Raw genomic sequence first — 22,135 nt, forward strand, 5'->3', positions numbered from 1 at the left:
GCATCAAGCTTCAAGCTGCAAGTTAAAGGCTTGCGCGCTGTTGGTCTTGTAGCTTGCAGCTTGCAGCTGTTCTTCTCTTTCTTTTGTGGATTTGCTCATGAGTTCTGTTGCTGTGTTCAGCAAGGCCTCGCCGTTCGATGCATTGCAGCGCTGGCTACCGAAACTGGTGCTGGCGCCGAGCATGTTCATCGTGCTGGTGGGCTTCTATGGCTACATCCTGTGGACGTTCATTCTGTCGTTCACCACGTCGACTTTTCTGCCCAACTACAAGTGGGCCGGTCTGGCGCAATACGCACGGTTGTTCGACAACGACCGCTGGTGGGTCGCGAGCAAGAACCTTGCAGTGTTCGGCGGCATGTTCATCGGCATCACCCTGGTGATCGGTGTGCTGCTGGCAGTGTTCCTCGACCAGCGCATCCGTCGCGAAGGCTTTATCCGCACCATTTACCTGTACCCGATGGCGCTCTCGATGATCGTGACCGGTACCGCTTGGAAATGGCTGCTCAACCCGGGCATGGGCCTGGACAAATTGTTGCGTGACTGGGGCTGGGAAGGCTTCCGTCTCGACTGGCTGATCGACCCGGATCGCGTGGTTTACTGCCTGGTGATTGCCGCTGTGTGGCAAGCCTCGGGCTTCATCATGGCGATGTTCCTCGCCGGCCTGCGCGGTGTCGATCAATCGATCATTCGTGCCGCGCAGATCGACGGCGCGAGCATGCCGCGCATCTACTGGAAAGTGGTGCTGCCAAGCCTGCGTCCGGTGTTCTTCAGTGCGGTGATGATTCTGGCGCACATCGCGATCAAGAGTTTCGACCTCGTCGCCGCGATGACTGCGGGCGGTCCGGGTTATTCCTCCGACCTGCCAGCGATGTTCATGTATTCGTTCACCTTCAGTCGCGGCCAGATGGGCATGGGCTCGGCCAGTGCGATTCTGATGCTCGGTGCGATCCTCGCGATCATCGTGCCTTACCTGTATTCCGAGCTGAGGACCAAGCGCAATGACTAGTCTCGCTGCCAAACCTGCGATCAGCTTCAGTCGCATCGCCATCTACGCGGTGCTGATTTTCGCGGTGATTCTGTATCTGGTGCCGCTGGTGGTCATGTTGCTGACCAGCTTCAAAACGCCCGAAGACATCAGCACCGGCAACCTGCTGAGCTGGCCGACCGTGGTCAGCGGCATCGGGTGGGTCAAGGCCTGGGCCACGGTTGACGGTTACTTCTGGAACTCGATCAAGATCACCGTGCCAGCCGTGATCATCTCGACCGCCATCGGTGCGTTGAACGGTTATGTGCTGTCGATGTGGCGCTTCCGTGGTTCGCAGCTGTTCTTCGGGCTGCTGCTGTTCGGCTGCTTCCTGCCATTCCAGACCGTGCTGCTGCCGGCCTCGTTCACCCTCGGCAAGATGGGCCTGGCGAGCACCACCACCGGCCTGGTGTTCGTGCATGTGGTTTACGGCCTGGCGTTCACCACGCTGTTCTTCCGTAACTACTACGTGAGCATTCCCGATGCGCTGGTCAAGGCTGCGCGTCTGGACGGTGCGGGATTCTTCACGATTTTCCGCCGGATCATCCTGCCGATGTCGACGCCGATCATCATGGTCTGCCTGATCTGGCAGTTCACCCAGATCTGGAACGACTTCCTCTTCGGTGTGGTGTTCTCCAGCGGCGATTCGCAGCCGATCACCGTGGCGCTGAACAACCTGGTCAACACCAGCACCGGCGCCAAGGAATATAACGTGGACATGGCAGCGGCGATGATCGCCGGCCTGCCGACCCTGCTGGTCTATGTGGTCGCAGGCAAGTATTTCGTGCGCGGGCTGACGGCCGGCGCGGTCAAGGGGTAATCATGGCAACGCTCGAACTTCGCAACGTCAACAAGACTTACGGTGCCGGCCTGCCGGACACCCTGAAGAACATCGAACTGTCGATCAAGGACGGCGAATTCCTGATCCTCGTCGGCCCGTCGGGCTGCGGCAAATCAACCTTGATGAACTGCATCGCCGGTCTGGAAACCATCACCGGCGGCGCGATCATGATCGGCGATCAGGACGTCAGCGGCATGAGCCCCAAGGATCGTGACATCGCCATGGTGTTCCAGTCCTACGCGCTGTACCCGACCATGAGCGTGCGCGAGAACATCGAATTCGGCCTGAAGATCCGCAAGATGCCGCAGGCAGCGATCGACGAAGAAGTCGCGCGCGTGGCCAAGCTGCTGCAGATCGAACACTTGCTCAATCGCAAGCCGGGCCAGCTCTCCGGCGGGCAGCAACAGCGGGTGGCGATGGGTCGTGCACTGGCACGTCGACCGAAGATCTACCTGTTCGACGAACCGCTGTCCAACCTTGACGCCAAGCTGCGCGTCGAGATGCGCACCGAAATGAAGCTGATGCACCAGCGTCTGAAAACCACCACGGTTTACGTGACCCACGACCAGATCGAAGCGATGACTCTGGGCGACAAAGTTGCGGTGATGAAAGACGGAATCATTCAGCAGTTCGGCACCCCTAAGGATATCTACAACGATCCGGCCAACCTGTTCGTCGCCAGCTTCATCGGTTCGCCGCCGATGAACTTCATTCCGCTGCGTTTGCAGCGCAAGGATGGGCGCCTGCTGGCGCTGCTCGACAGCGGTCAGGCGCGTTGCGAATTGCCGATGAGCATGCAGGACGCCGGGCTTGAAGACCGCGAAGTGATCCTCGGCCTGCGCCCGGAGCAGATCTGTCTGGCGAACGGCGAAGGCAATGGCCTGCCGAGCATTCGCGCGGAAGTGCAGGTCACCGAACCGACCGGTCCGGACACTCTGGTGTTCGTCAATTTGAACGACACCAAGGTCTGCTGCCGACTGGCGCCAGACGTGGCACCTCAGGTGGGCGAAAGCCTGACGCTGCAATTCGATCCGTCGAAAGTGTTGTTGTTCGACGCCAAAACCGGCGAGCGTCTGGGCGTTGCGGGCCAGGCGCAGGCTGAAATCCGGTCGGCGAATGTGGCGCAGTTCAAGGGCCGCTGAAGAACATGGTTGGAATGCTGTCCTGTGGGAGCTGGCTTGCCAGCGATGCAGGCAACTCGGTCCGTCGTCGAATCGGGTTGATGCCATCGCTGGCAAGCCAGCTCCCACATGGGCCGGTTCCACAGAAAAGGAGCACGCGGTGAATGGCCTGTCATTCGTCGCACTTTATGTAAACCGCGTTAGATAAAAACAGTTAATAACAATAAAGACGAGGATGTAGGGATGAAAATGAAACACGTCAATGCCCGGTTGATCTGCCAGGTTTCTGCGGCGGCAGCACTGGTGCTGGCCGGTAATGCAATGGCGGCGGATGCGTTCAGCTCCGACTCCAAATGGATGACCGGTGACTGGGGCGGAGAGCGGACCAAGCTGATCGAGCAGGGTATCGACATCAAGGCCGACTACGTTGGCGAGATGGGCGCCAACCTGCACGGCGGCTATGACGACGACAAGACCGGCCGCTACAGCGACCAGTTCGGCCTCGGCGTGGCGCTCGACCTGCAGAAACTGTGGGGCTGGGACAACACCCAGGCGAAGATCCAGCTGACCAACCGTAACGGCTACAACATCTCCAACGACCGCGTTGGCGATCCGCGTGCCGGCACCCTCAGCTCCTCGCAGGAAGTCTACGGTCGCGGGCACATGGTGCGTCTGACCCAGTTGTGGATTCAGCACCAGTTCTTCGACAACAAACTCGACGTCAAGGCCGGTTACTTCGGTGAAGGCGAAGACTTCAACACCTTCCCGTGCGACTTCCAGAACCTCGCGTTCTGCGGTTCGCAAGTGGGTAACTGGGCGACCAACATCTGGTACAACTGGCCGGTCAGCCAGGCCGCGATTCGTGTGAAGTACAACATCAACGACGAGCTCTACGCGCAAATCGGTGCGTACAACCAGAACCCGTCGCAGCTGGAACACGGCAACGGTTTCAAACTCAGCGGCAGCGGCACCAAGGGTACTGTTCTGCCGGTCGAACTGGTCTGGTCGCCGAAGGTCAACAGCCTGCCGGGCGAATACCGCGTCGGTTACTACAAGAGCACGGCTGATGCTGACGACGTTCGCGAAGACGTCAACGGTTTCGACGCAGCGACCACGGGCGATGCCTACAAGTCGCACAACAGCAAGAGCGGTTACTGGTTCGTCGCGCAACAGCAACTCACCAGCCACAACGGTGACGCCACTCGCGGCCTGAACATCGCGGCCAACGCGACCTTCCACGACAAGGACACCAACTTCATCGATAACTATCAGTCGGTGATGTTTGTCTACAAAGGCCCGTTCGATGCCCGTCCGAAAGATGACATCGGTATTGGTGCAGCGCGTATCCACGTCAACAAGGACGTCAAGCGCAACGCTGAACTGCTGAACGCCTCCAACGGTGTATCCGACTACGACAACGCCGCGTTCTCGCCGATCCGTGAAACCGAATACAACTACGAGCTCAACTACGGCTTCCACGTCACCAACTGGCTGACCGTGCGTCCCAACCTGCAATACATCACTCATCCGGGTGGTGTGGATGAAGTGGACAACGCTTTGGTCGCTGGCCTGAAAATTCAGTCAACGTTCTAACGCGTCTGCGATAAGCTCCTCTCTATGTGCGCATATTTGCGGACAGCGAGGGGGCGTTCTCAATTGTTTTACCCGCCGCGTTGTCGCCTTAAAGCGAGCCAGGCAAGGCGCAGGCCGATGGGAATGGTTGTTCCCTTTCCAAGGCCTGCAACGCAGCCTGGCTCGCTTTAAGGCACAACAAAGGGCCGGGCCTGCTGTTGTGCAGGGCTGCGTTGCTCGAAGCTTATTTGGAATGACCAAACTACGCTTCTCGCGCCTTGCCCTGCACAACAGCAGACCCGGCGCGGTGGGAAAAACAATTGAGAACGCCCCTAGGCTGTCCGCTTTTTTTTGGGGCAGGGCGCAGCCCAACGATTTCAGGACCGTGGCCAATGCATGAGCATCCGCTGCAACGCTTCTTCAAGTCCCTGCGCGAGCGACCGGTGTTCGCTTGGGAACGCTATCAGCTGCGCGATGTGCTGGTGATCGATCATCCGTTGTGTCAGGCGGTGTTCAGTCGGCAGGGCGCGCAATTGCTGCACTTTCAGCCGCGCGGGCAAAAACCGTGGTTGTGGTGCGCGGCGAAGTGGCCGCATGTCGGCGCGATCCGCGGTGGCGTGCCGGTGTGCTGGCCGTGGTATGGCCGTCATCCCAGCGAAAATGCCTGGCCGTCGCATGGCTGGGCGCGACTGCTCGACTGGAAACTGCTCGACAGCAGCAGCGCCGAAGATGGCGTACGCCTGCACTGGCAATTGCAACTGTGCGACTGGCAGGTCGACCTGCACGCGCATCTGGGTGAACGCATGGAATTGCGCCTGAGCACCGAGCATCAGGACGACATGCCGTGCCAGTTGAGCCAGGCTTTGCACGCGTATTGGCGTATTGGCGATGTCGGTGAGATAGCGCTGTCTGGGCTCGAAGGCGCGCAGGGTTACGACCAGTTGAATCGCCAGGTTTGCCAGCAGGAAGGCGAGTTGCGCGTGGACGGCGGCTGTCAGCGGGTGTTCCAGCATGACGGCGAATTGCAGCTCAAGGATCACGCCTGGCAGCGCGAGTTGTGCATCGATACCGGCGACAGCGGCGACACCGTGGTGTGGCATCCGGGCGCACGGCCGTTGCTCGGGGTGAGCTGGGATGAGATATCCGAGTTTGTCTGCGTCGAAGCGGCGGCGGGCGGGACCGACAGTCTGCACCTGGCGCCGGGGGAGAAGGCGCATTTGAGTTTGCAGGCGTGGGCTGCGGCTTGAGTGTGTCAAGTACGCCGCTACCCTCACCCTAGCCCTCTCCCGGAGGGAGAGGGGACCGAATGGGGGATGCTGAAGAATTACGCCGACGTGAAAGTGCAGTGCTGAATCCATAATCGACTGGATCATTCAGGTCGATGTACGACTCAAGACACCTCGTTCGGCCCCCTCTCCCTCTGGGAGAGGGCTGGGGTGAGGGTTGGCTTTTCGCTTTTAACGCTTCAGTTGAACTCGTCTCCAACCGGATACCGGCTCGCATTCAAGCTCTCTTTGATCTTGCGCAGATGCGGCTGGAAATCCACCCCGCGACGTAACGTCATCCCGGTCGCCAGCACATCCAGCACAGTCAACTGAATGATCCGCGAGGTCATCGGCATATAGATGTCGGTGTCTTCCGGCAGCGGAATGTTCAGGCTCAGCGTACTGGCCTTGGCCAGCGGCGAATTCTCCGCGGTCAGGCCCAATACCGAAGCGCCGTTCTCACGGGCGATACGCGCCACTTCCACCAGCTCACGGGTGCGCCCGGTGTAGGAAATGATCACGAACAGCTCGCCGGTGTGCGCCACCGAAGCGATCATCCGCTGCATCAGCACATCGGCATGCGCGGTCACCGCCAGGTTGAAGCGGAAAAACTTGTGCTGCGCATCCAGCGCCACCGGGGCTGAAGCGCCGAGGCCGAAGAAGTGGATCTGCCGGGCCTGGATCAACAGGTCGACGGCGCGGCTGATCAGGTTCGGGTCGAGTGCCTGACACGCGCTGTCCAGCGAGGCGATGGCACTGCCGAAAATCTTCTGCGTATACGCCTCTGGATTGTCGTCGGCCTCGACCGCGCGGCTGACATACGCCGCGCCGCTGGCCAGGCTCTGCGCCAGTTGCAGCTTGAGTTCGGGGTAGCCGCTGACACCGAACGAGCGGCAGAAACGGTTGACCGTCGGCTCGCTCACCGATGCCGCCTGGGCGAGGGCGGCGATGCTGAAGCGGGTGGCCTGCTGCGGGTTGAGCAGAATCACCTCGGCGACCTTACGTTCGGCCTTGTTCAGCTCTTCAAGGCGACTCTGGATCTGTTCCAGTAAATTTCGCACGCGGTCCATATGGAATTCCTGATTCACCGACGCAAAGGTGCGCCGGGCTATGCAAATTGGGCCTTTGATATGGCCCGTAACGGTGGCCTATCCTACTGATGCGTCCGAGGGTCCACCACTCGGAATCTGTATTTTGCGAAAATGTTGTGGTTATTACTACATTTTCCCTTGAGTGATGCCTTGAAAAAAGGTATTTGTAGCTTAACTTGATAAAAGAACAAACATCATGCCTTCGATTACGGTTGAACCGTGCACCTTTGCCTTGTTCGGCGCCCTTGGCGATCTCGCCCTGCGCAAGCTGTTTCCTGCCCTTTATCACCTCGATGGCGCTGACCTGTTGCACGAGGACACGCGCATCATCGCGCTGGCCCGTGAAGCCGGCAGCGAGCAGCAACACATGGCGTTCATCGCCGCCGAACTGCGCCGCTACGTCGGCAAAGAGCTGAACGAAACCGTGGCCGAGCGCTTTCTCGCGCGCCTGACCTACCTGCATGTCGACTTCCTCAAGGCTGAAGACTATGTCGCGCTGGCAGAAATGGCCGGCAGCAGCCAGCGCATGATTGCCTACTTCGCCACGCCGGCAGCCGTATACGGCGCGATTTGCGAGAACCTGGAGAAGGTCGGTCTAGCGGAAAACACCCGCGTGGTGCTGGAAAAACCGATCGGCTCTGACCTGGAATCGTCGCGCAAGGTCAACGACGCCGTGGCGCAGTTCTTCCCGGAAGACCGCACCTACCGCATCGACCATTACCTGGGCAAAGAGACCGTTCAGAACCTGATCGCCCTGCGTTTCGCCAACAGCCTGTTCGAAACCCAGTGGAACCAGAATTACATTTCCCACGTGGAAATCACCGTGGCCGAGAAAGTCGGTATCGAAGGCCGTTGGGGCTACTTCGACAAGGCCGGCCAACTGCGCGACATGATCCAGAATCACCTGTTGCAGTTGCTTTGCCTGATCGCCATGGACCCGCCGGCTGACCTGTCCGCCGACAGCATCCGTGACGAGAAAGTGAAAGTGCTCAAGGCCCTGGCGCCGATCAGTCCGGAAGGCCTGACCACGCAAGTGGTACGCGGCCAGTACATTGCCGGCCACAGCGAAGGCAAATCCGTTCCGGGCTATCTCGAAGAACCGAATTCCAACACCCAGAGCGACACCGAAACCTTCGTCGCCCTGCGTGCCGACATCCGCAACTGGCGCTGGGCCGGCGTGCCGTTCTACCTGCGCACTGGCAAGCGCATGCCGCAGAAGCTGTCGCAGATCGTCATCCACTTCAAGGAACCGTCGCACTACATCTTCGCTCCGGAGCAGCGCCTGCAGATCAGCAACAAACTGATCATCCGCCTGCAGCCGGACGAAGGCATTTCCTTGCGCGTGATGACCAAAGAGCAGGGCCTGGATAAAGGCATGCAACTGCGCAGCGGGCCGCTGCAACTGAATTTCTCCGACACCTGGCGTAGCGCGCGGATCCCCGACGCCTACGAGCGGTTGTTGCTGGAAGTGATGAACGGCAATCAGAACCTGTTTGTCCGTAAAGATGAAATCGAAGCCGCGTGGAAGTGGTGTGACCAACTGATCGCCGGGTGGAAAAAATCCGGTGACGCGCCCAAGCCGTATGCGGCCGGGTCGTGGGGGCCGATGAGCTCTATCGCACTGATCACGCGGGACGGGAGGTCGTGGTATGGCGATATCTGATGTGCAACTGCCTGCGGGCGTAAATGCCCACGAATTCAACAGCCCGGTGTTGTTGGCCGAAGGTCTGGCGCTGAACGTGGCCGCGCAATTGCGCGAAGCCATTGGCGCGCGCGGCAACGCCGTGCTGGTGGTGTCCGGCGGTCGTAGCCCGGTGGCGTTTTTCCAGCACCTGGCGAAAGCGGATCTGGACTGGTCGAAAGTCGTCGTGACCCTTGCCGACGAGCGCTGGGTGCCGGTCGAGCACGCCGACAGCAATGCCGGCCTGCTCAAGCAATACCTGCTTAAGGGCCCGGCAGCCAAGGCGCAATTTCTCAGTCTCTACAGCGCGGCAGCCAACGTTGAGCAGGCCGCCGAGCAGGCTGACCGTTTGCTCGCCGAGCTGCCGCCGATCGACGTGCTGGTGCTGGGCATGGGCGATGACGGCCACACCGCGTCGCTGTTCCCTGACAGTCCCAATCTGACTGAAGCGTTGCAGGCCGACGGCACGCGCCGTTGCTGGCCGATGCTGGCGCCGAGTGTGCCCCGTCAGCGTCTGACCATGAGTCGGGCGCTGCTGGCTTCGGCGAAGCACAAGATCCTGTCGATTTCCGGTCAATCGAAACTGACCACCCTGAATGCCGCGCTGGCATCCGATGACGTCGCGGCCATGCCGGTGCGCGCATTCCTGCAACCTACGTTAGAGATTTACTGGTGCCCATGAGCCAAGGAACAGCCGCTATGACAATTGCATCCCCAACCGTTTCCATGGCGGACAAAGTTGCCCTGATCGACAGCCTCTGCGCCAAGGCGCGGATCCTGCCGGTGATCACCATCGCCCGCGAACAGGACGTCCTGCCATTGGCCGACGCCCTGGCTGCCGGTGGCCTGACCGCGCTGGAAGTGACCCTGCGTTCGCAGTTCGGCCTCAAGGCCATTCAGATCCTGCGCGAACAGCGTCCGGAATTGATGACCGGTGCCGGCACCGTGCTCGATCGCAACATGCTCGCAGCGGCGGAAGCGGCCGGTTCGCAATTCATCGTCACCCCGGGCATCACCCGTGACCTGCTTGAAGCCAGCGTCGACAGCCCGATTCCGCTGTTGCCGGGCATCAGCAACGCGTCCGGCATCATGGAAGGCTACGGCCTGGGTTATCGTCGCTTCAAGCTGTTCCCGGCTGAAGTCAGCGGCGGCGTGGCGGCAATCAAGGCCCTTGGCGGCCCGTTTGGCGAAGTGAAATTCTGCCCGACCGGCGGTGTCGGCCCGGCCAACATCAAGAGCTACATGGCGCTGAAAAACGTCATGTGCGTCGGCGGTAGCTGGATGCTCGATCCAGAATGGATCAAGAACGGCGACTGGGCGCGTATTCAGGAGTGCACCGCCGAAGCCCTGGCGCTGCTGGACTGATCCCGCCGGATTCAATTGTTACCTGACACTTCGTTGTGTGTTCTACGGCTTTACGGTGCGCTTGGTCGGTGCACCGTTTTTTTTTGCCTAAAAAAAGCGCCAGGAAATCACGCGATACACAGTTACCGCACGGCCGTTTTTGTGTGGCGCTAATCTGCGTTCATCTTACGGAAGAGAGAACGCCTCATGGACGACCATCAGACTGTAGCTTTATCAATTGAATCTCTGCCCCCGCAACAGTTGCCCGTCGCGCACAGTTTTAAACAGCGCGAAACCTCGCCAGGCGTACGCAACATCAGCCGAGGCCTCGAAGGCCCGCCGCTGCTGTTGCGGCTGGCATTGGTCGACGCCATGACCGGCGCGCCGGTCGTTGGCGCGCTGGTGCGGATCGAGCAGCACAACGGCGCCGAGACGTTGTGCGGTAGCCAGTCGACCGACAGTCAGGGCATTGTTCGTTTCACCAGCCTTTACCCGGATCGGCACAGCGCCTTTGCTTGCCTCGCTCTGAGTGTCGCCCTCGCCAGCGACGATCAACAACCGCAGCTCTATCAGGAAGCCTGGGCAGGTAGCGTGCATCTGCCGGGCGTCTGCAATTGTGCAGTTGTAGATGACGATGCGGCGCGGCTGATGGTGCGCCCGATCACAGACCATGGCCTGGATGACGGCTACTACGCCAGCCTGACAATCGGCATCGACACCTTTGCCTTGTCATCGCAAATCGGCGTGGCGGGCTACGACAAGCAGCCCATCTCGCCGTTCTAGCGCAGCTCTTGCAGCGCACGTACCAGCCGCTGCATGTCTGCCGCAGTGGTGGTCAGCCCCGGTGTGACGCGGATGCTCGGTCCGCTGGCGGCGCCATGGCGGACCACGGTGAACAGGTTGTATTCATTGAGCAGTCGCTCGGCCATCGCCTGTTGATCGTCGTGGCGGGTGAAGCGCAGCGAAGTGATCCCGCAATACAAGCGTGGATCGTCCGGGGTCATCACTTCGATGCCCGGCAAGTGCCGCACCGCGCCGACCCAGAGATTGCGCAGGTAATTGAGGCGCGCCCCTTTGGCGGCGGCGCCACCGAGTGCAGCGTGTTCCTCGAACACCAGCGGCAAAGTCATCAGCGCCGGAATGTTCGGCGTGCTGTACGAGGTGCGTGCGCGCACGTCGTTGGCCGGGAAGTGCATCTCGCCCATGTCTGGATCGATATCGGCCAGACGTTGCGGTGCGATGTAAAGGAAACCGAGCGTCAGCGGGGCGCCAATCCACTTGTGCAGGTTGTAGCCGGCGAACGCGATGCCGAGGGCGTCGAGATCGAAATCGATCTGGCCGAGGGCGTGGGCGCCATCGAGGATGATGTCGACGCCATGTTCTTTCGCCAGCGCAGCGATGGCCTCCACCGGCATGACCAGACCGGTGCGGTGGGTAACGTGAGTCAGCGCCATCAATTTCAGTTTTGGCTGGCGAGTGAACGCTTCGCGGTAGGTCTCCAGCAGGCTGTCGAAGCTGGCCGGGTGCGCATGGGCGATCTCGATCACCTCGGCGCCGCGCTGCCGGGCCAGCCAGCGCATGGCGCCTTTGACCGTGTCGTATTCCAGATCGCTGATCAGCACCTGATCGCCAGGCTGCAAACGGTTGTAGTTGCGGATCAGCGATTGCAGGCCTTCGGTGGCGTTGCGGGTGAAGGCCAGGCTTTGCGCGCGCACGCCGATCAGCTCGGCCAGTTGCGCGCGGATTTCGAGGTTGTCGTGCTGCTCGAAACGCTGGCGCGCATACACCGAGTTGCTGCTGTTGATTAGTTCGATATTGCGCTGGTATTCCTCGATCACCGTGCGCGACATGCGTCCGAAATAACCGTTCTCAAGGTTCACGGGGCCGGGCTGAACGTCATAACGGTCGGCAAACGTTCGCCAAAAGTCTTCGTCACGGGCGCGGCGGGTGTTATCGGGCATGGTCGACGAGCTCTTAAAGAGGAGGGCGCTTCAATGGCGCGGTGCGGGTTTGCCATGTTTGGCGCGCAGCGGTTCGAGCAGATCGGAGAGGCCGTTGTGGTCGATCTCGTGCATCAGCGCGAGCAGGCCGCCGAGTTCGCCGTGGGGAAAACCCTGACGGGCGAACCAGTTCAGGTAAGGCCCCGGCAGGTCGGCGATGATCCGGCCCTTGTATTTGCCGAAGGGCATTTCGCGGGTGATCAGCAATTCGATTTTTTCGGGATTCATCGTTCTTCGTCTGGCTTCAAAGCTAACGGGGAAAATACAGGCATTCTGCATGCAGGCCAAATGACAGATCATGCAAAAAACCAGCATACAGATGGTTCAATGTTTTATAACTTATTGAAAATAAACGGTTTATTTTTGAAAGCGAAGCTGGCACGCACACTGCAATATTCCTTGCATCTTCAACCAACCGCAAGGAATTGGAAAATGACTGACGTAAACAAAGAAGCCATTTCTGTACTCAACGACCTGATTGAAACCTGCAAGGACGGTCAGGAAGGGTTCAAGACTTGCGCCGAAGACATCAAGCACCCAGAACTGAAAAAGCTGTTTGCAACTCGCTCCGATGATTGCCGCACCGCTGCAGCAGACCTGCAAGCAGAAGTCCGCAAGCTGGGCGGCGATCCGGAAACTTCCACCAGCGTCAGCGGTGACCTGCACCGTCGCTGGGTCGACGTCAAAGCCATGTTCACCGGCAAAGACGAAGAGGCTGTGCTGAACGAAGCCGAGCGCGGTGAAGACCATGCGCTGAAGGCTTATCGTGAAGCGCTCGAGAAGATCAACAAGCACAACCTGGTGGGCATCAAGGATGTGGTTGAGCGTCAGTACCACGGCGTACAACGCAACCACGATCAGGTGAAAGCCCTGCGTAACCAGGCTCGCGCTAACTCGTAAGGGTTTTGCTGACACAAAGTGTGGGAGCGAGCCTGCTCGCGAATGCGGTGTGTCATGCAACGATACTGTTGCTGACACGACCCCTTCGCGAGCAGGCTCGCTCCCACTTTTGTTATGCGTTATCCATCAGCCAATACTGATCGCCGGCAACGTCGGCAACGTCACTGTCTGCTGTTTGCGTGGCGCGAGAATCTCGGCCTCCCCATCCACCACCAACTCATCACGCTGGTTGAACACGCGAGTCGCAATGCGTACGCGAAATTTCGGCAGCTTCTCGAGAATTTCCAGGCGCACGGTCAACGTGTCGCCAATCTTCACCGGCTTCTGAAAGCTCATCTGCTGGCCGATATAAATAGTCCCCGGCCCAGGCAGCTCGCACGCTACCGCCGCGCTGATCAGCGCGCCGCTGAACATGCCATGGGCGATACGCTCCTTGAACATGCTCGCCGCGGCAAACTCGGCGTCCAGGTGCACCGGGTTGTGGTCGCCCGACATCGCGGCAAACAGTTGAATGTCGCGCTCTTCGACGGTCTTGCTGTAGCTGGCGGTCTGGCCGACTTCGAGGGCTTCGTAAGGGATGTTGGTAACCTGGGTCATCGGTGTCGATTCCTGTGGCGGACTGAGTCAATCCGCAAAAATTATTCGCTGCGATGCGCACGCGGATGGCTCAAGGCCTGATCAATCCAGGCCAGCACATCGGCAATCACTTCGTCGCGGTTGGTTTCGTTGAACAATTCGTGCCGGGCCTGCGCATAGATCTTCAATTGCAGGTGCTGGCTGCCGGCCGCGCGCAAGGCGTTGGCCAGATCTGTCAGACGCTTGCCTTCACTCACCGGATCACATTCGCCGCCGATGACCAGCAGCGGCAGGCCCGGATCGATCTGGGCGAGATTGGACGCTTTGCTGATCTGCTGCAAGCCGCCGAGCAAGTCGATCCATAATTGATTGGTGCAGCGAAAGCCACAGAGTGGGTCGCTGGCGTATTTGTCGACTTCGGCCGGATCACGGCTAAGCCAGTCGAACGGCGTGCGCACCGGTTTGAATGTATTGTTGAACGAGCCGAACGACAGCCACTCGATCAGCGCACTGCGGCCTTTGCCGCCCTGACGCAGTTTTTCCAGGCGGGCAATCTGCCGCGCAGCGCGGTACAGCGCGACCGGTTGAAAATTCGAGCCGCTGAGAATCGCCCCGTGCAGGCTGGCGCTGTGGTGCAGCAGATAACCCTGGGCGAGGTAACTGCCCATGCTGTGCCCGAGCAGAATGATCGGCACGCCGGGGTGTTGCTGGCCGATGTGTTGGTTGAGGCTGGCCAGATCGCCGAGCACTTTGCACCAACCGTCAGCATCGGCGTAATGACCGAGCGTGCCGTGCTGCGCGGTTCGGCCATGGCCACGCAAGTCCGGTGCGTATACGCCATAACCTTTGTCGCAAAAGGTTTCAGCGATCCGTGCGTAGCGGCCGCTGTGTTCCGCCATGCCATGCGCCACCAGAATCAGCGCTTTCAACGGTGCAGCGGGCAGCCATTGATTGACGAAGAGCCGGCTGCGGTCACTCGCGTCCAGCCAGAAGGTGTCGTGGATCATGGCGCTTCCTTTGCTCAGAGTCCGCACATTGTATAGCGCGTCTGATCAGCCCACGCCACGGGAGGAAGATTCACACGATCAATGACGGCTTTGCTCATATTTGCCTGAATGGCCATAGCTGCTAGTGTCCGTGAAGCTCCGCTTTTTCAGAAATGACAGAAGCGGCCCCCGGATCGGCTCAGGTAAAGAGGACAAGAACAATGCAACCTGATTTCTGGAACGACAAGCGCCCGGCCGGCGTACCGCTGGACATCGACATGACTGAGTTCAAGTCGGTAATCGAAGTGTTCGAGCGTTCCTGCAAGAAGTTCGCTGATCGTCCGGCGTTCAGCAACATGGGCATCACGCTGACCTACGCCGAGCTTGAACGCCAGAGCGCCGCGTTCGCCGGTTATCTGCAGGCGCATACCGATCTGGTTCCGGGGGATCGCATTGCGGTACAGATGCCCAACGTCCTGCATTATCCAATCGCCGTGTTCGGCGCCTTGCGCGCCGGTCTGATCGTGGTCAACACCAACCCGCTGTACACCGCGCGGGAGATGCGTCACCAGTTCAAGGATTCCGGCGCCCGTGCGCTGGTGTACCTGAACGTGTTCGGGCAGAAAGTCCAGGAGGTGCTGCCCGACACCGACATTCAATACCTGATCGAAGCGAAGATGGGCGACCTGATGCCCACCGCCAAGGGCTGGCTGGTCAACACCGTGGTCAGCAAAGTGAAGAAAATGGTCCCGGCCTATTCGCTGCCGCAGGCGATTTCTTTCAAAAGCGCATTGCGCATGGGCCGTGGCCTGGGGATCAAACCGCTCAAGGTGACGCTCGACGATATCGCCGTGCTGCAATACACCGGCGGCACCACTGGCCTGGCCAAGGGCGCGATGCTCACTCATGGCAATCTCGTCGCCAACATGCAGCAAGTGCGCGCCTGCCTCGCGCAACTCGGTCCGGACGGCCAACCGCTGTTGCGTGAGGGCCAGGAAGTGATGGTGGCGCCGCTGCCGCTGTACCACATCTATGCGTTCACCGCGAACTGCATGTGCATGATGGTTTCGGGCAACCACAACGTCTTGATCACCAACCCGCGGGACATTGCCGGCTTCATCAAGGAGCTGAAAAACTGGCGCTTCTCGGCGCTGCTGGGTTTGAACACCTTGTTTGTGGCGCTGATGGAACATCCGGATTTCAAGACGCTGGATTTCTCCAGCCTGAAACTGACCAACTCCGGCGGCACCGCGCTGGTCAAGGCCACGGCTGAACGCTGGGAGCAGGTCACCGGTTGCCGCATCACCGAGGGTTACGGTCTCACCGAAACCTCGCCGGTGGCCTGCACCAATCCCTACGGCGATCAATCGCGTCTGGGCACGGTCGGTTTGCCGGTGCCCGGTACGCTGTTGAAAGTGATCAGTGACGACGGCGCCGAGCAGCCCTTGGGCGAGCGCGGCGAGTTGTGCATCAAGGGTCCGCAAATCATGAAGGGTTACTGGAACAAACCCGAAGCCACCGCCGAAGTGCTGGATGCCGAAGGCTGGTTCAAATCCGGCGACATCGCCGTGATCGACCCCGATGGTTTTGTGCGCATCGTCGATCGCAAGAAAGACATGATCATCGTTTCCGGCTTCAACGTGTACCCGAACGAAATCGAAGACGTGGTCATGGCTCACCCGAAAGTCGCCAACTGCGCAGTGATCGGCGTGCCGGACGAGCGTTCGGGCGAGGCGGTGAAGCTGTTTGTGGTGGCGCGTGAAAGCGGCGTCAGCCTCGAAGAGCTGAAAGCCTACTGCAAAGAGAATTTCACCGCGTACAAGGTGCCGAAACACATCGTCTTGCGTGAGTCATTGCCGATGACGCCTGTCGGCAAAATTCTGCGGCGGGAGTTGCGGGATATCGCCTGACCGGTGAATGGCCGCGCTTGGGGCGGATCGCGAGCAGGCTCACTCCTACAGGGGATGTAAGTGATCTCTGTAGGAGTGAGCCTGCTCGCGATTTTGTTTGGCGCCCCTGAAAACCGGGGCTTTTGCGGGTTTCTAGGATTTTTGCTCTAAAATGACTGCTAGATAGTCTTGAGTCATCAATATGACTGTAGGGGCCGCTTTTGGCTCTAGTCGACCCTCGGCAAAGCTGCTACTCTCGGCGCGCTTTGTGACTTCTCGGCCTGTGTAAAAGCCAGATTCACCAATACAAAACACACACCAATAATAATCGCATCAAATGCGGTGAAGAATTCGCGTTGCTGAGGAGTGGGCTTCCATGATCGAAGACTTTTGGAAGGATAAATACCCGGCTGGAATCGCTGCCGACATCAATCCGGACGAGTATCCGAACATTCAGGCAGTGTTGAAGCAATCCTGCCAGCGCTTCGCCAACAAACCGGCTTTCAGCAACCTCGGCAAGACGATCACCTACGGTGAATTGTACGAATTGTCCGGGGCGTTTGCTGCGTATCTGCAACAGCATACCGATTTGCAACCGGGCGATCGAATCGCCGTGCAACTGCCCAACGTGCTGCAGTACCCGGTCGCCGTCTTCGGGGCGATTCGCGCCGGGCTGATCGTGGTCAACACCAACCCGCTGTACACCGCGCGGGAAATGGAACACCAATTCAACGACTCCGGCGCAAAAGCGCTGGTGTGCCTGGCGAACATGGCGCACCTGGCTGAAGCCGTGGTGCCGAAAACCGGCGTCAAGCACGTCATCGTCACTGAAGTCGCCGACCTGTTGCCGCCGCTCAAGCGCCTGCTGATCAACAGCGTCATCAAGTACGTGAAGAAGATGGTGCCGGCTTATCACTTGCCCAAAGCCGTCAAGTTCAACGATGTGCTGAGCAAGGGCCACGGCCAGCCTGTGGCCGAAGCCAATCCGCACAGCGGCGATGTGGCGGTGCTGCAATACACCGGCGGCACCACCGGCGTGGCCAAGGGCGCGATGCTGACCCACCGCAACCTGGTCGCCAACATGCTGCAGTGCAAGGCGCTGATGGGTTCCAACCTCAATGAAGGTTGCGAGATCCTGATCACGCCGCTGCCGCTGTACCACATCTATGCGTTCACCTTTCATTGCATGGCGATGATGCTGATCGGCAACCACAACATCCTGATCAGCAACCCGCGCGACTTGCCGGCGATGGTCAAGGAACTGTCGAAGTGGAAGTTCAGCGGCTTTGTCGGCCTTAACACCTTGTTCGTCGCGCTGTGCAACAACGAAGCGTTCCGCAAGCTGGATTTCTCCGCGCTGAAAGTCACCCTGTCCGGTGGCATGGCCCTGCAACTGGCCGCTGCCGAACGCTGGAAAGCGGTAACCGGTTGCGCCATCTGCGAAGGCTATGGCATGACCGAAACCAGCCCGGTGGCCACGGTCAACCCGATCCAGCACATTCAGATCGGCACCATCGGCATTCCCGTGCCATCGACCCTGTGCAAAGTCATCGACGATGCCGGTGTCGAGCAGCCGCTGGGTGAAATCGGCGAACTGTGCGTCAAAGGTCCGCAAGTGATGAAGGGTTACTGGCAGCGTCAGGAAGCCACCGATGAAATGCTCGACAGCGATGGCTGGCTGAAGACCGGCGACATCGCGCTGATCCAGCCGGACGGCTACATGCGCATCGTCGATCGCAAGAAAGACATGATTCTGGTCTCAGGTTTCAACGTCTACCCGAACGAACTGGAAGACGTGCTGGCAACCTTGCCGGGCGTGCTGCAATGCGCGGCCATCGGCGTGCCGGACGAAAAGTCGGGTGAAGCGATCAAGATTTTCATCGTTGCCAAACCGGGCGTGACCCTGACCAAAGAGCAGGTCATGGACCACATGCGCGCCAACGTCACCGGCTACAAGGTGCCGCGTTCGGTGGAGTTCCGCGATGCGCTGCCGACCACCAACGTCGGCAAGATCCTGCGCCGCGAACTGCGTGATGAAGAGCTGAAGAAGATCAAGGCCAAGTCCGCCGCGTAAATAAAAAGCCCCGCAAATGCGGGGCTTTTTGTGGGTGCTTGGTACGGCTTGATCGTTCCCACGCTCTGCGTGGGAATGCCGCCCCGGACGCTCTGCGTCCAGCACTGCAGGGACGCAGAGCGTCCCGAGATGCATTCCCCTGTGGGAGCGAGCCTGCTCGCGAAGCTGTTACTGACGAAACGGCGCAAAATTCACATTGGTCCCCGCCGGCCGCATGTCCTGCAGATACGAATCCTTGTCCGCACTCAGTTCCAGGCTCAACGCCGCTTTACGCTTGCCTTCATTGCGAATCACCAGCCCTTCGAGTTTTTCGCGCAGGAACACCGTTGGCACTTTCAGGTGCAGCAGCTCATCGGTGGCCGGGGTGTGCATCAGCAGGTGAATCCACTCGTACTGACCGATCGCCAGGCGCGACACCGGCAGGTCGAACCACCAGATGTTGCGGTTGCGGTTCAGTTCAGCGAAGTGGCAGTTGTTGGTGCCAAGCACGGCGCCGCCCAGTTCCTTGTTGCGACGGGCGATGGCCTGCGTTTTATCGAGTTTCATAACATTCCTGCGGATCGGTGTCTGGCGCCCAGCGCCCATGGGTGAGCATTCTCAAGGCAATGTCGGCAAACATAAAGCGCAACCTGCGCGCCGCGACGAAATGAGCGGCAAATAAATGAAACTTGCAGCGAAGCGCTCCAGTCAATCGTTACGTACCGACTTTCTTCCCTTTATGCATCACGGAGAAACACCATGAGTAGCACAGGCGATAAAGTAAAAGGCATGGCCAACGAAGCAGTCGGCAACATCAAGCAAGGTGTCGGCAAAGCTACTGACAACGACAGGCTGCATGCGGAAGGCAAGATTCAGGAGAAAAAAGGCGAAGCCCAACAAGCGGTTGGCAACGCCAAGGACGCGGTGAAAAAAGGCGTCGACAAGGCGTAATCCAACCTTGAACGAATCACACGAACGGCCATCCAAGGATGGCCGTTTTTGTGTCAAAAAACCTGCGGATGCCGACGAAGATCGCCAAACAGGCTAACGTGATGTAAAAAACGGCCCCTGAGTCGCCACGACTTCAACCTGTACTGCGGCGAAAGGAGACGCGAATGATTTTTCCGGACATGAAAGGTCTGCCCCTGCACCGGGTGATGGTGCGCACGGTCACTGAATTCGTCGACGACGAAATGTCGACCTATGCCTCGGCACTGGCCTACCAGATGCTGTTCTCGTTGTTCCCGTTCATTCTGTTCCTGATCGCGCTGATCGGTTTCCTGCACTTGCCGGATTTCTTTTCCTGGCTGCGCCTGCAATCGGAACTGGTGCTGCCGCCGCAGGCGCTGGAGCAGGTCAACCCGGTGATCGACCAGTTGCAGCAATCCAAGGGCGGCCTGCTGTCGATCGGTATCGTCATCGCCCTGTATACGGCTTCGGCCGGCGTGCGCCTGATGATGAGCGCGATGAACGCAGCGTACGACGTGGTCGAAGGCCGGCCGATCTGGAAGCGCTTCCCGCTGTCGATTGTCTACACGGTGGGCATTGCCGGCATGTTGCTGGTCGCGGCGGCGCTGATGGTGCTTGGGCCGCAGGTGATGGGCTGGATCGCCGCGCAAGTGGGGCTGGAGGACTTCATTGTGACCGTGTGGACGATCGCGCGCTGGCCGGTGATCGTAATTTTGATGATGATCGCCGTGGCCCTGATCTACTACGTCATGCCCGACGTGAAACAGGAGTTCCGCTTCATCACCCCAGGTTCGGTGCTGGCCGTGGTGGTGTGGATCCTGGCGTCGTTGGGGTTCGCCTTCTACGTGAAAACCTTCGCCAACTACAACGCGATGTATGGCAGCATCGGGGCGATCATCGTGCTGTTGCTGTATTTCTACATTTCCGCAGCGGTGCTGCTGCTCGGCGCGGAAATGAACGCGGTGATCGAGCACATGTCCAGCGAAGGCAAGGACAAGGGCGAGAAAGCCCCCGACGAGCCCGACGAACATCCCAAACAACATGTCTCGGGCCTGGGGCGCGATCACTCGCTCAAGCCGGACACTGATGAAGTCTGACCATGATCCGTGAAATTCTCAAAATGGGCGACGAGCGTCTGCTGCGCATCGCCCCGCCGGTTCCGCCGGAGATGTTCAACAGCGCCGAGCTGTGGCAACTGATCGACGACATGTTCCAGACCATGGAAAGCGTCGGCGGTGTCGGCCTGGCCGCGCCGCAGATCGGCGTCGATCTGCAACTGGTGATCTTTGGTTTCGAGCACAGCGAGCGCTATCCGGATGCCGAAGCGGTGCCGCAGACGATCCTGATCAACCCGCTGATCACACCGTTGAATCCGTACACGGAAGAGGGCTTCGAAGGTTGTCTGTCCGTGCCCGGCTTGCGTGGGGCGGTGGATCGCTATCAGCAGATTCGCTATGAGGGTTTCGATCCGAAGGGCGAGCCGATCGTGCGCGTGGCTTCAGGCTTTCATGCGCGGGTGGTGCAGCATGAGTGCGACCATCTGATCGGCCGGCTGTACCCGTCGCGCATTACCGATTTCAGCAAGTTCGGTTTTACCGAAGTGATGTTTCCGGATCTTGATCCCAACGCTGACGACTGACTCGGGGGCCAACACATTCCCCTTGTAGGAGTGAGCCTGCTCGCGATAGCGGTGTATCAGTGACATTTTCACTGACTGACACACCGCTATCGCGAGCAGGCTCACTCCTACAGGGGATTGTGGTCAGGCTGGAGAATTGAGCCCCATGGCAATCATCGGCTTGCTCCGCGCATAGCGGCTCAAGCGTTCCGCCATCGCCTGCGGCAATGACGGGTCGAAACTGAATCCGCGCCGCTCATAGAACCCGCGCAGATCCGGATGACAGAACAGCCACACCGGCTCGCTCACCGCTTGAGTGGCCGCCGCGATCAACTGCGCGGCAATCCCCTGTTCGCGGCACTGCGGATCGACGAACAACCCGGTCAACCAATGCCCACCCGCCACCGGGCGCAGGCACAGCGCCGCGACGATGTCCCCGCGCCGCGCCACCCACAGTTGCGCATCACGCACGGCTTTCATCGAGGACTGGTGGCGGCGGTAGAACTTGTTCATCAACGGCCAGAGCGACGCGTCGAGCAAGGTGTAATGGGTATCGGGCATGGACAGGGCTGTTCTGGGCAAAGCGGCGATTATATGAGAACGCGCGCCAACCGATAGCCCGGTTTGCAACACATTCCCCTGTGGGAGCCAGCCTGCTGGCGATAGCATTCTCCCCGGCAACATCGCCGCCTGATCAATCGCCATCGCGAGCAGGCTCACTCCTACATTTGATCGTTTGAATTGCGGCACATGCCGTCCTCCCTCGGCTCAGCTTCGTGCGCTGAACCGTTTCTTGTGCAAAAAGTGCCAGATACTGGCCGACTAGTGGCCTTGCGCACGGCAGCCGTCTGGCTATGCTTGACGTAACTAACTATGTCGACCGTCATGTCAAAACCCGACTGACTGGCATCGTTGGCCCGTGATTCATGCTGCCAGAGTGCGCAATTCAAGGCACCGACACTGAACCAACAAGGAGCGTCGCCTAAATGGAATTTCTTCAATGCGTTAGGGCTGGCCCGCGTGCGGGCTATCAAGAGAAGGATGTCTTGATTAGAACGTCGCTGCATGGACGCTCCGATTGATCATCATTTATCACCTGACAACTTCCTCCCGTGGAGGAAGGCGTGTGCCTGTTCCACGGAACGTAGTGGTGGATCTTGAAAGACCAGAACTTTCATTAAATCGAAAGACCGCGCGGAAGGTGA

At 59.4% G+C, this 22,135-nt stretch carries 22 protein-coding genes; 15 read left to right on the forward strand and 7 right to left on the reverse strand.

The window, feature by feature from the left end:
* The first annotated feature begins 97 nt into the window (after positions 1 to 97).
* The 5 genes from M0746_RS03640 (at position 98) to M0746_RS03660 (ending at position 5,805) form a co-directional block, all read left to right on the forward strand.
* On the forward strand, positions 98 to 1,006 hold the full coding sequence (locus tag M0746_RS03640) for a carbohydrate ABC transporter permease (protein ID WP_042607263.1): 909 nt from the start codon (positions 98 to 100) through the stop codon (positions 1,004 to 1,006).
* Complete coding sequence (locus tag M0746_RS03645) at positions 999 to 1,844, forward strand: carbohydrate ABC transporter permease (protein WP_090285550.1); 846 nt, start codon at positions 999 to 1,001, stop codon at positions 1,842 to 1,844. Before M0746_RS03640 ends, M0746_RS03645 begins: the two co-directional genes overlap by 8 nt.
* A 2-nt stretch (positions 1,845 to 1,846) precedes the next feature.
* On the forward strand, positions 1,847 to 3,007 hold the full coding sequence (locus tag M0746_RS03650; RefSeq protein WP_258448227.1) for an ABC transporter ATP-binding protein: 1,161 nt from the start codon (positions 1,847 to 1,849) through the stop codon (positions 3,005 to 3,007).
* Positions 3,008 to 3,229: 222 nt separating this feature from the next.
* A complete protein-coding gene (locus tag M0746_RS03655; RefSeq protein ID WP_208940065.1) occupies positions 3,230 to 4,579 on the forward strand; it encodes a carbohydrate porin in 1,350 nt (449 codons plus the stop codon).
* A gap of 371 nt (positions 4,580 to 4,950) precedes the next feature.
* Positions 4,951 to 5,805 (forward strand): D-hexose-6-phosphate mutarotase, encoded by an 855-nt coding sequence (locus M0746_RS03660; RefSeq protein ID WP_133339717.1) that lies wholly within the window; start codon positions 4,951 to 4,953, stop codon positions 5,803 to 5,805.
* Positions 5,806 to 6,023: 218 nt separating this feature from the next.
* Here the strand turns inward: M0746_RS03660 and M0746_RS03665 are convergent, their stop codons facing one another.
* A complete protein-coding gene (locus M0746_RS03665; RefSeq protein WP_169842436.1) occupies positions 6,024 to 6,884 on the reverse strand; it encodes a MurR/RpiR family transcriptional regulator in 861 nt (286 codons plus the stop codon).
* A gap of 226 nt (positions 6,885 to 7,110) precedes the next feature.
* Here M0746_RS03665 and zwf point away from each other — a divergent pair, with 226 nt between their 5' ends.
* The 4 genes from zwf to M0746_RS03685 all read left to right on the forward strand — a co-directional run bounded on the left by zwf (position 7,111) and on the right by M0746_RS03685 (position 10,722).
* Positions 7,111 to 8,577, forward strand: a complete 1,467-nt coding sequence (zwf, locus tag M0746_RS03670; RefSeq protein WP_093099054.1) for a glucose-6-phosphate dehydrogenase — start codon at positions 7,111 to 7,113, stop codon at positions 8,575 to 8,577.
* Positions 8,564 to 9,277 carry a 6-phosphogluconolactonase gene (gene pgl / locus M0746_RS03675; RefSeq protein WP_258448228.1) on the forward strand — a complete coding sequence of 238 codons (714 nt, stop codon included), beginning with the start codon at positions 8,564 to 8,566 and terminating at the stop codon, positions 9,275 to 9,277. The genes zwf and pgl overlap by 14 nt, the downstream gene beginning before the upstream one ends.
* Before the next feature lie 17 nt (positions 9,278 to 9,294).
* Positions 9,295 to 9,960 carry a bifunctional 4-hydroxy-2-oxoglutarate aldolase/2-dehydro-3-deoxy-phosphogluconate aldolase gene (locus M0746_RS03680; protein ID WP_090285536.1) on the forward strand — a complete coding sequence of 222 codons (666 nt, stop codon included), beginning with the start codon at positions 9,295 to 9,297 and terminating at the stop codon, positions 9,958 to 9,960.
* Positions 9,961 to 10,146: 186 nt separating this feature from the next.
* Entirely contained in the window at positions 10,147 to 10,722 is a 576-nt protein-coding gene (locus M0746_RS03685) for a hypothetical protein (RefSeq protein ID WP_258448229.1), read from the forward strand.
* Here M0746_RS03685 and M0746_RS03690 read toward each other — a convergent pair.
* Together M0746_RS03690 and M0746_RS03695 are read right to left on the reverse strand one after the other, a co-directional pair.
* Positions 10,719 to 11,900 carry an aminotransferase class V-fold PLP-dependent enzyme gene (locus M0746_RS03690; RefSeq protein WP_208940069.1) on the reverse strand — a complete coding sequence of 394 codons (1,182 nt, stop codon included), beginning with the start codon at positions 11,898 to 11,900 and terminating at the stop codon, positions 10,719 to 10,721. The genes M0746_RS03685 and M0746_RS03690 overlap by 4 nt on opposite strands.
* Positions 11,901 to 11,930: 30 nt before the next feature.
* Entirely contained in the window at positions 11,931 to 12,167 is a 237-nt protein-coding gene (locus M0746_RS03695; protein ID WP_208940070.1) for a DUF3820 family protein, read from the reverse strand.
* 204 nt (positions 12,168 to 12,371) lie between these two features.
* Between M0746_RS03695 and M0746_RS03700 the strand changes: the two genes are divergently transcribed.
* The gene (locus tag M0746_RS03700; protein ID WP_258448230.1) at positions 12,372 to 12,839 is read left to right on the forward strand and encodes a ferritin-like domain-containing protein; all 468 of its coding nucleotides are present in this window, start codon (positions 12,372 to 12,374) and stop codon (positions 12,837 to 12,839) included.
* 126 nt (positions 12,840 to 12,965) lie between these two features.
* Here the strand turns inward: M0746_RS03700 and M0746_RS03705 are convergent, their stop codons facing one another.
* Both M0746_RS03705 and M0746_RS03710 read right to left on the reverse strand, forming a co-directional pair.
* A complete protein-coding gene (locus M0746_RS03705; protein ID WP_003227420.1) occupies positions 12,966 to 13,436 on the reverse strand; it encodes a MaoC family dehydratase in 471 nt (156 codons plus the stop codon).
* Positions 13,437 to 13,477: 41 nt separating this feature from the next.
* Positions 13,478 to 14,422: an alpha/beta hydrolase gene (locus M0746_RS03710; RefSeq protein WP_258448231.1), complete on the reverse strand. Its 945-nt coding sequence runs from the start codon at positions 14,420 to 14,422 to the stop codon at positions 13,478 to 13,480.
* A 200-nt stretch (positions 14,423 to 14,622) separates the two neighbouring features.
* On the opposite strand from M0746_RS03710, the gene fadD2 reads away from it, so the two are divergent.
* Positions 14,623 to 16,311: a long-chain-fatty-acid--CoA ligase FadD2 gene (fadD2, locus tag M0746_RS03715; RefSeq protein ID WP_258448232.1), complete on the forward strand. Its 1,689-nt coding sequence runs from the start codon at positions 14,623 to 14,625 to the stop codon at positions 16,309 to 16,311.
* Positions 16,312 to 16,666: 355 nt separating this feature from the next.
* On the forward strand, positions 16,667 to 18,364 hold the full coding sequence (gene fadD1, locus M0746_RS03720) for a long-chain-fatty-acid--CoA ligase FadD1 (protein ID WP_258448233.1): 1,698 nt from the start codon (positions 16,667 to 16,669) through the stop codon (positions 18,362 to 18,364).
* A gap of 168 nt (positions 18,365 to 18,532) precedes the next feature.
* On the opposite strand, the gene M0746_RS03725 is transcribed toward fadD1, so the two are convergent.
* Positions 18,533 to 18,910, reverse strand: a complete 378-nt coding sequence (locus tag M0746_RS03725; protein WP_007917843.1) for a hypothetical protein — start codon at positions 18,908 to 18,910, stop codon at positions 18,533 to 18,535.
* Positions 18,911 to 19,102: 192 nt separating this feature from the next.
* Between M0746_RS03725 and M0746_RS03730 the strand changes: the two genes are divergently transcribed.
* From M0746_RS03730 to def, 3 genes are all read left to right on the forward strand, one after another.
* Positions 19,103 to 19,294, forward strand: coding sequence for a CsbD family protein (locus tag M0746_RS03730; protein WP_208940076.1), 192 nt, complete (start codon positions 19,103 to 19,105; stop codon positions 19,292 to 19,294).
* Positions 19,295 to 19,458: 164 nt separating this feature from the next.
* On the forward strand, positions 19,459 to 20,409 hold the full coding sequence (locus M0746_RS03735; RefSeq protein WP_258448234.1) for a YihY/virulence factor BrkB family protein: 951 nt from the start codon (positions 19,459 to 19,461) through the stop codon (positions 20,407 to 20,409).
* Positions 20,410 to 20,411: 2 nt separating this feature from the next.
* Positions 20,412 to 20,951, forward strand: coding sequence for a peptide deformylase (gene def, locus M0746_RS03740; RefSeq protein WP_090285516.1), 540 nt, complete (start codon positions 20,412 to 20,414; stop codon positions 20,949 to 20,951).
* Between the two features lie 123 nt (positions 20,952 to 21,074).
* On the opposite strand, the gene M0746_RS03745 is transcribed toward def, so the two are convergent.
* Positions 21,075 to 21,491 carry a GNAT family N-acetyltransferase gene (locus M0746_RS03745; protein ID WP_258448235.1) on the reverse strand — a complete coding sequence of 139 codons (417 nt, stop codon included), beginning with the start codon at positions 21,489 to 21,491 and terminating at the stop codon, positions 21,075 to 21,077.
* Positions 21,492 to 22,135: the final 644 nt, after the last annotated feature.

The organism is Pseudomonas sp. S11P7, assembly GCF_023195435.1.
GTDB classification, from domain to species: Bacteria; Pseudomonadota; Gammaproteobacteria; order Pseudomonadales; family Pseudomonadaceae; genus Aquipseudomonas; species Aquipseudomonas fluorescens_G.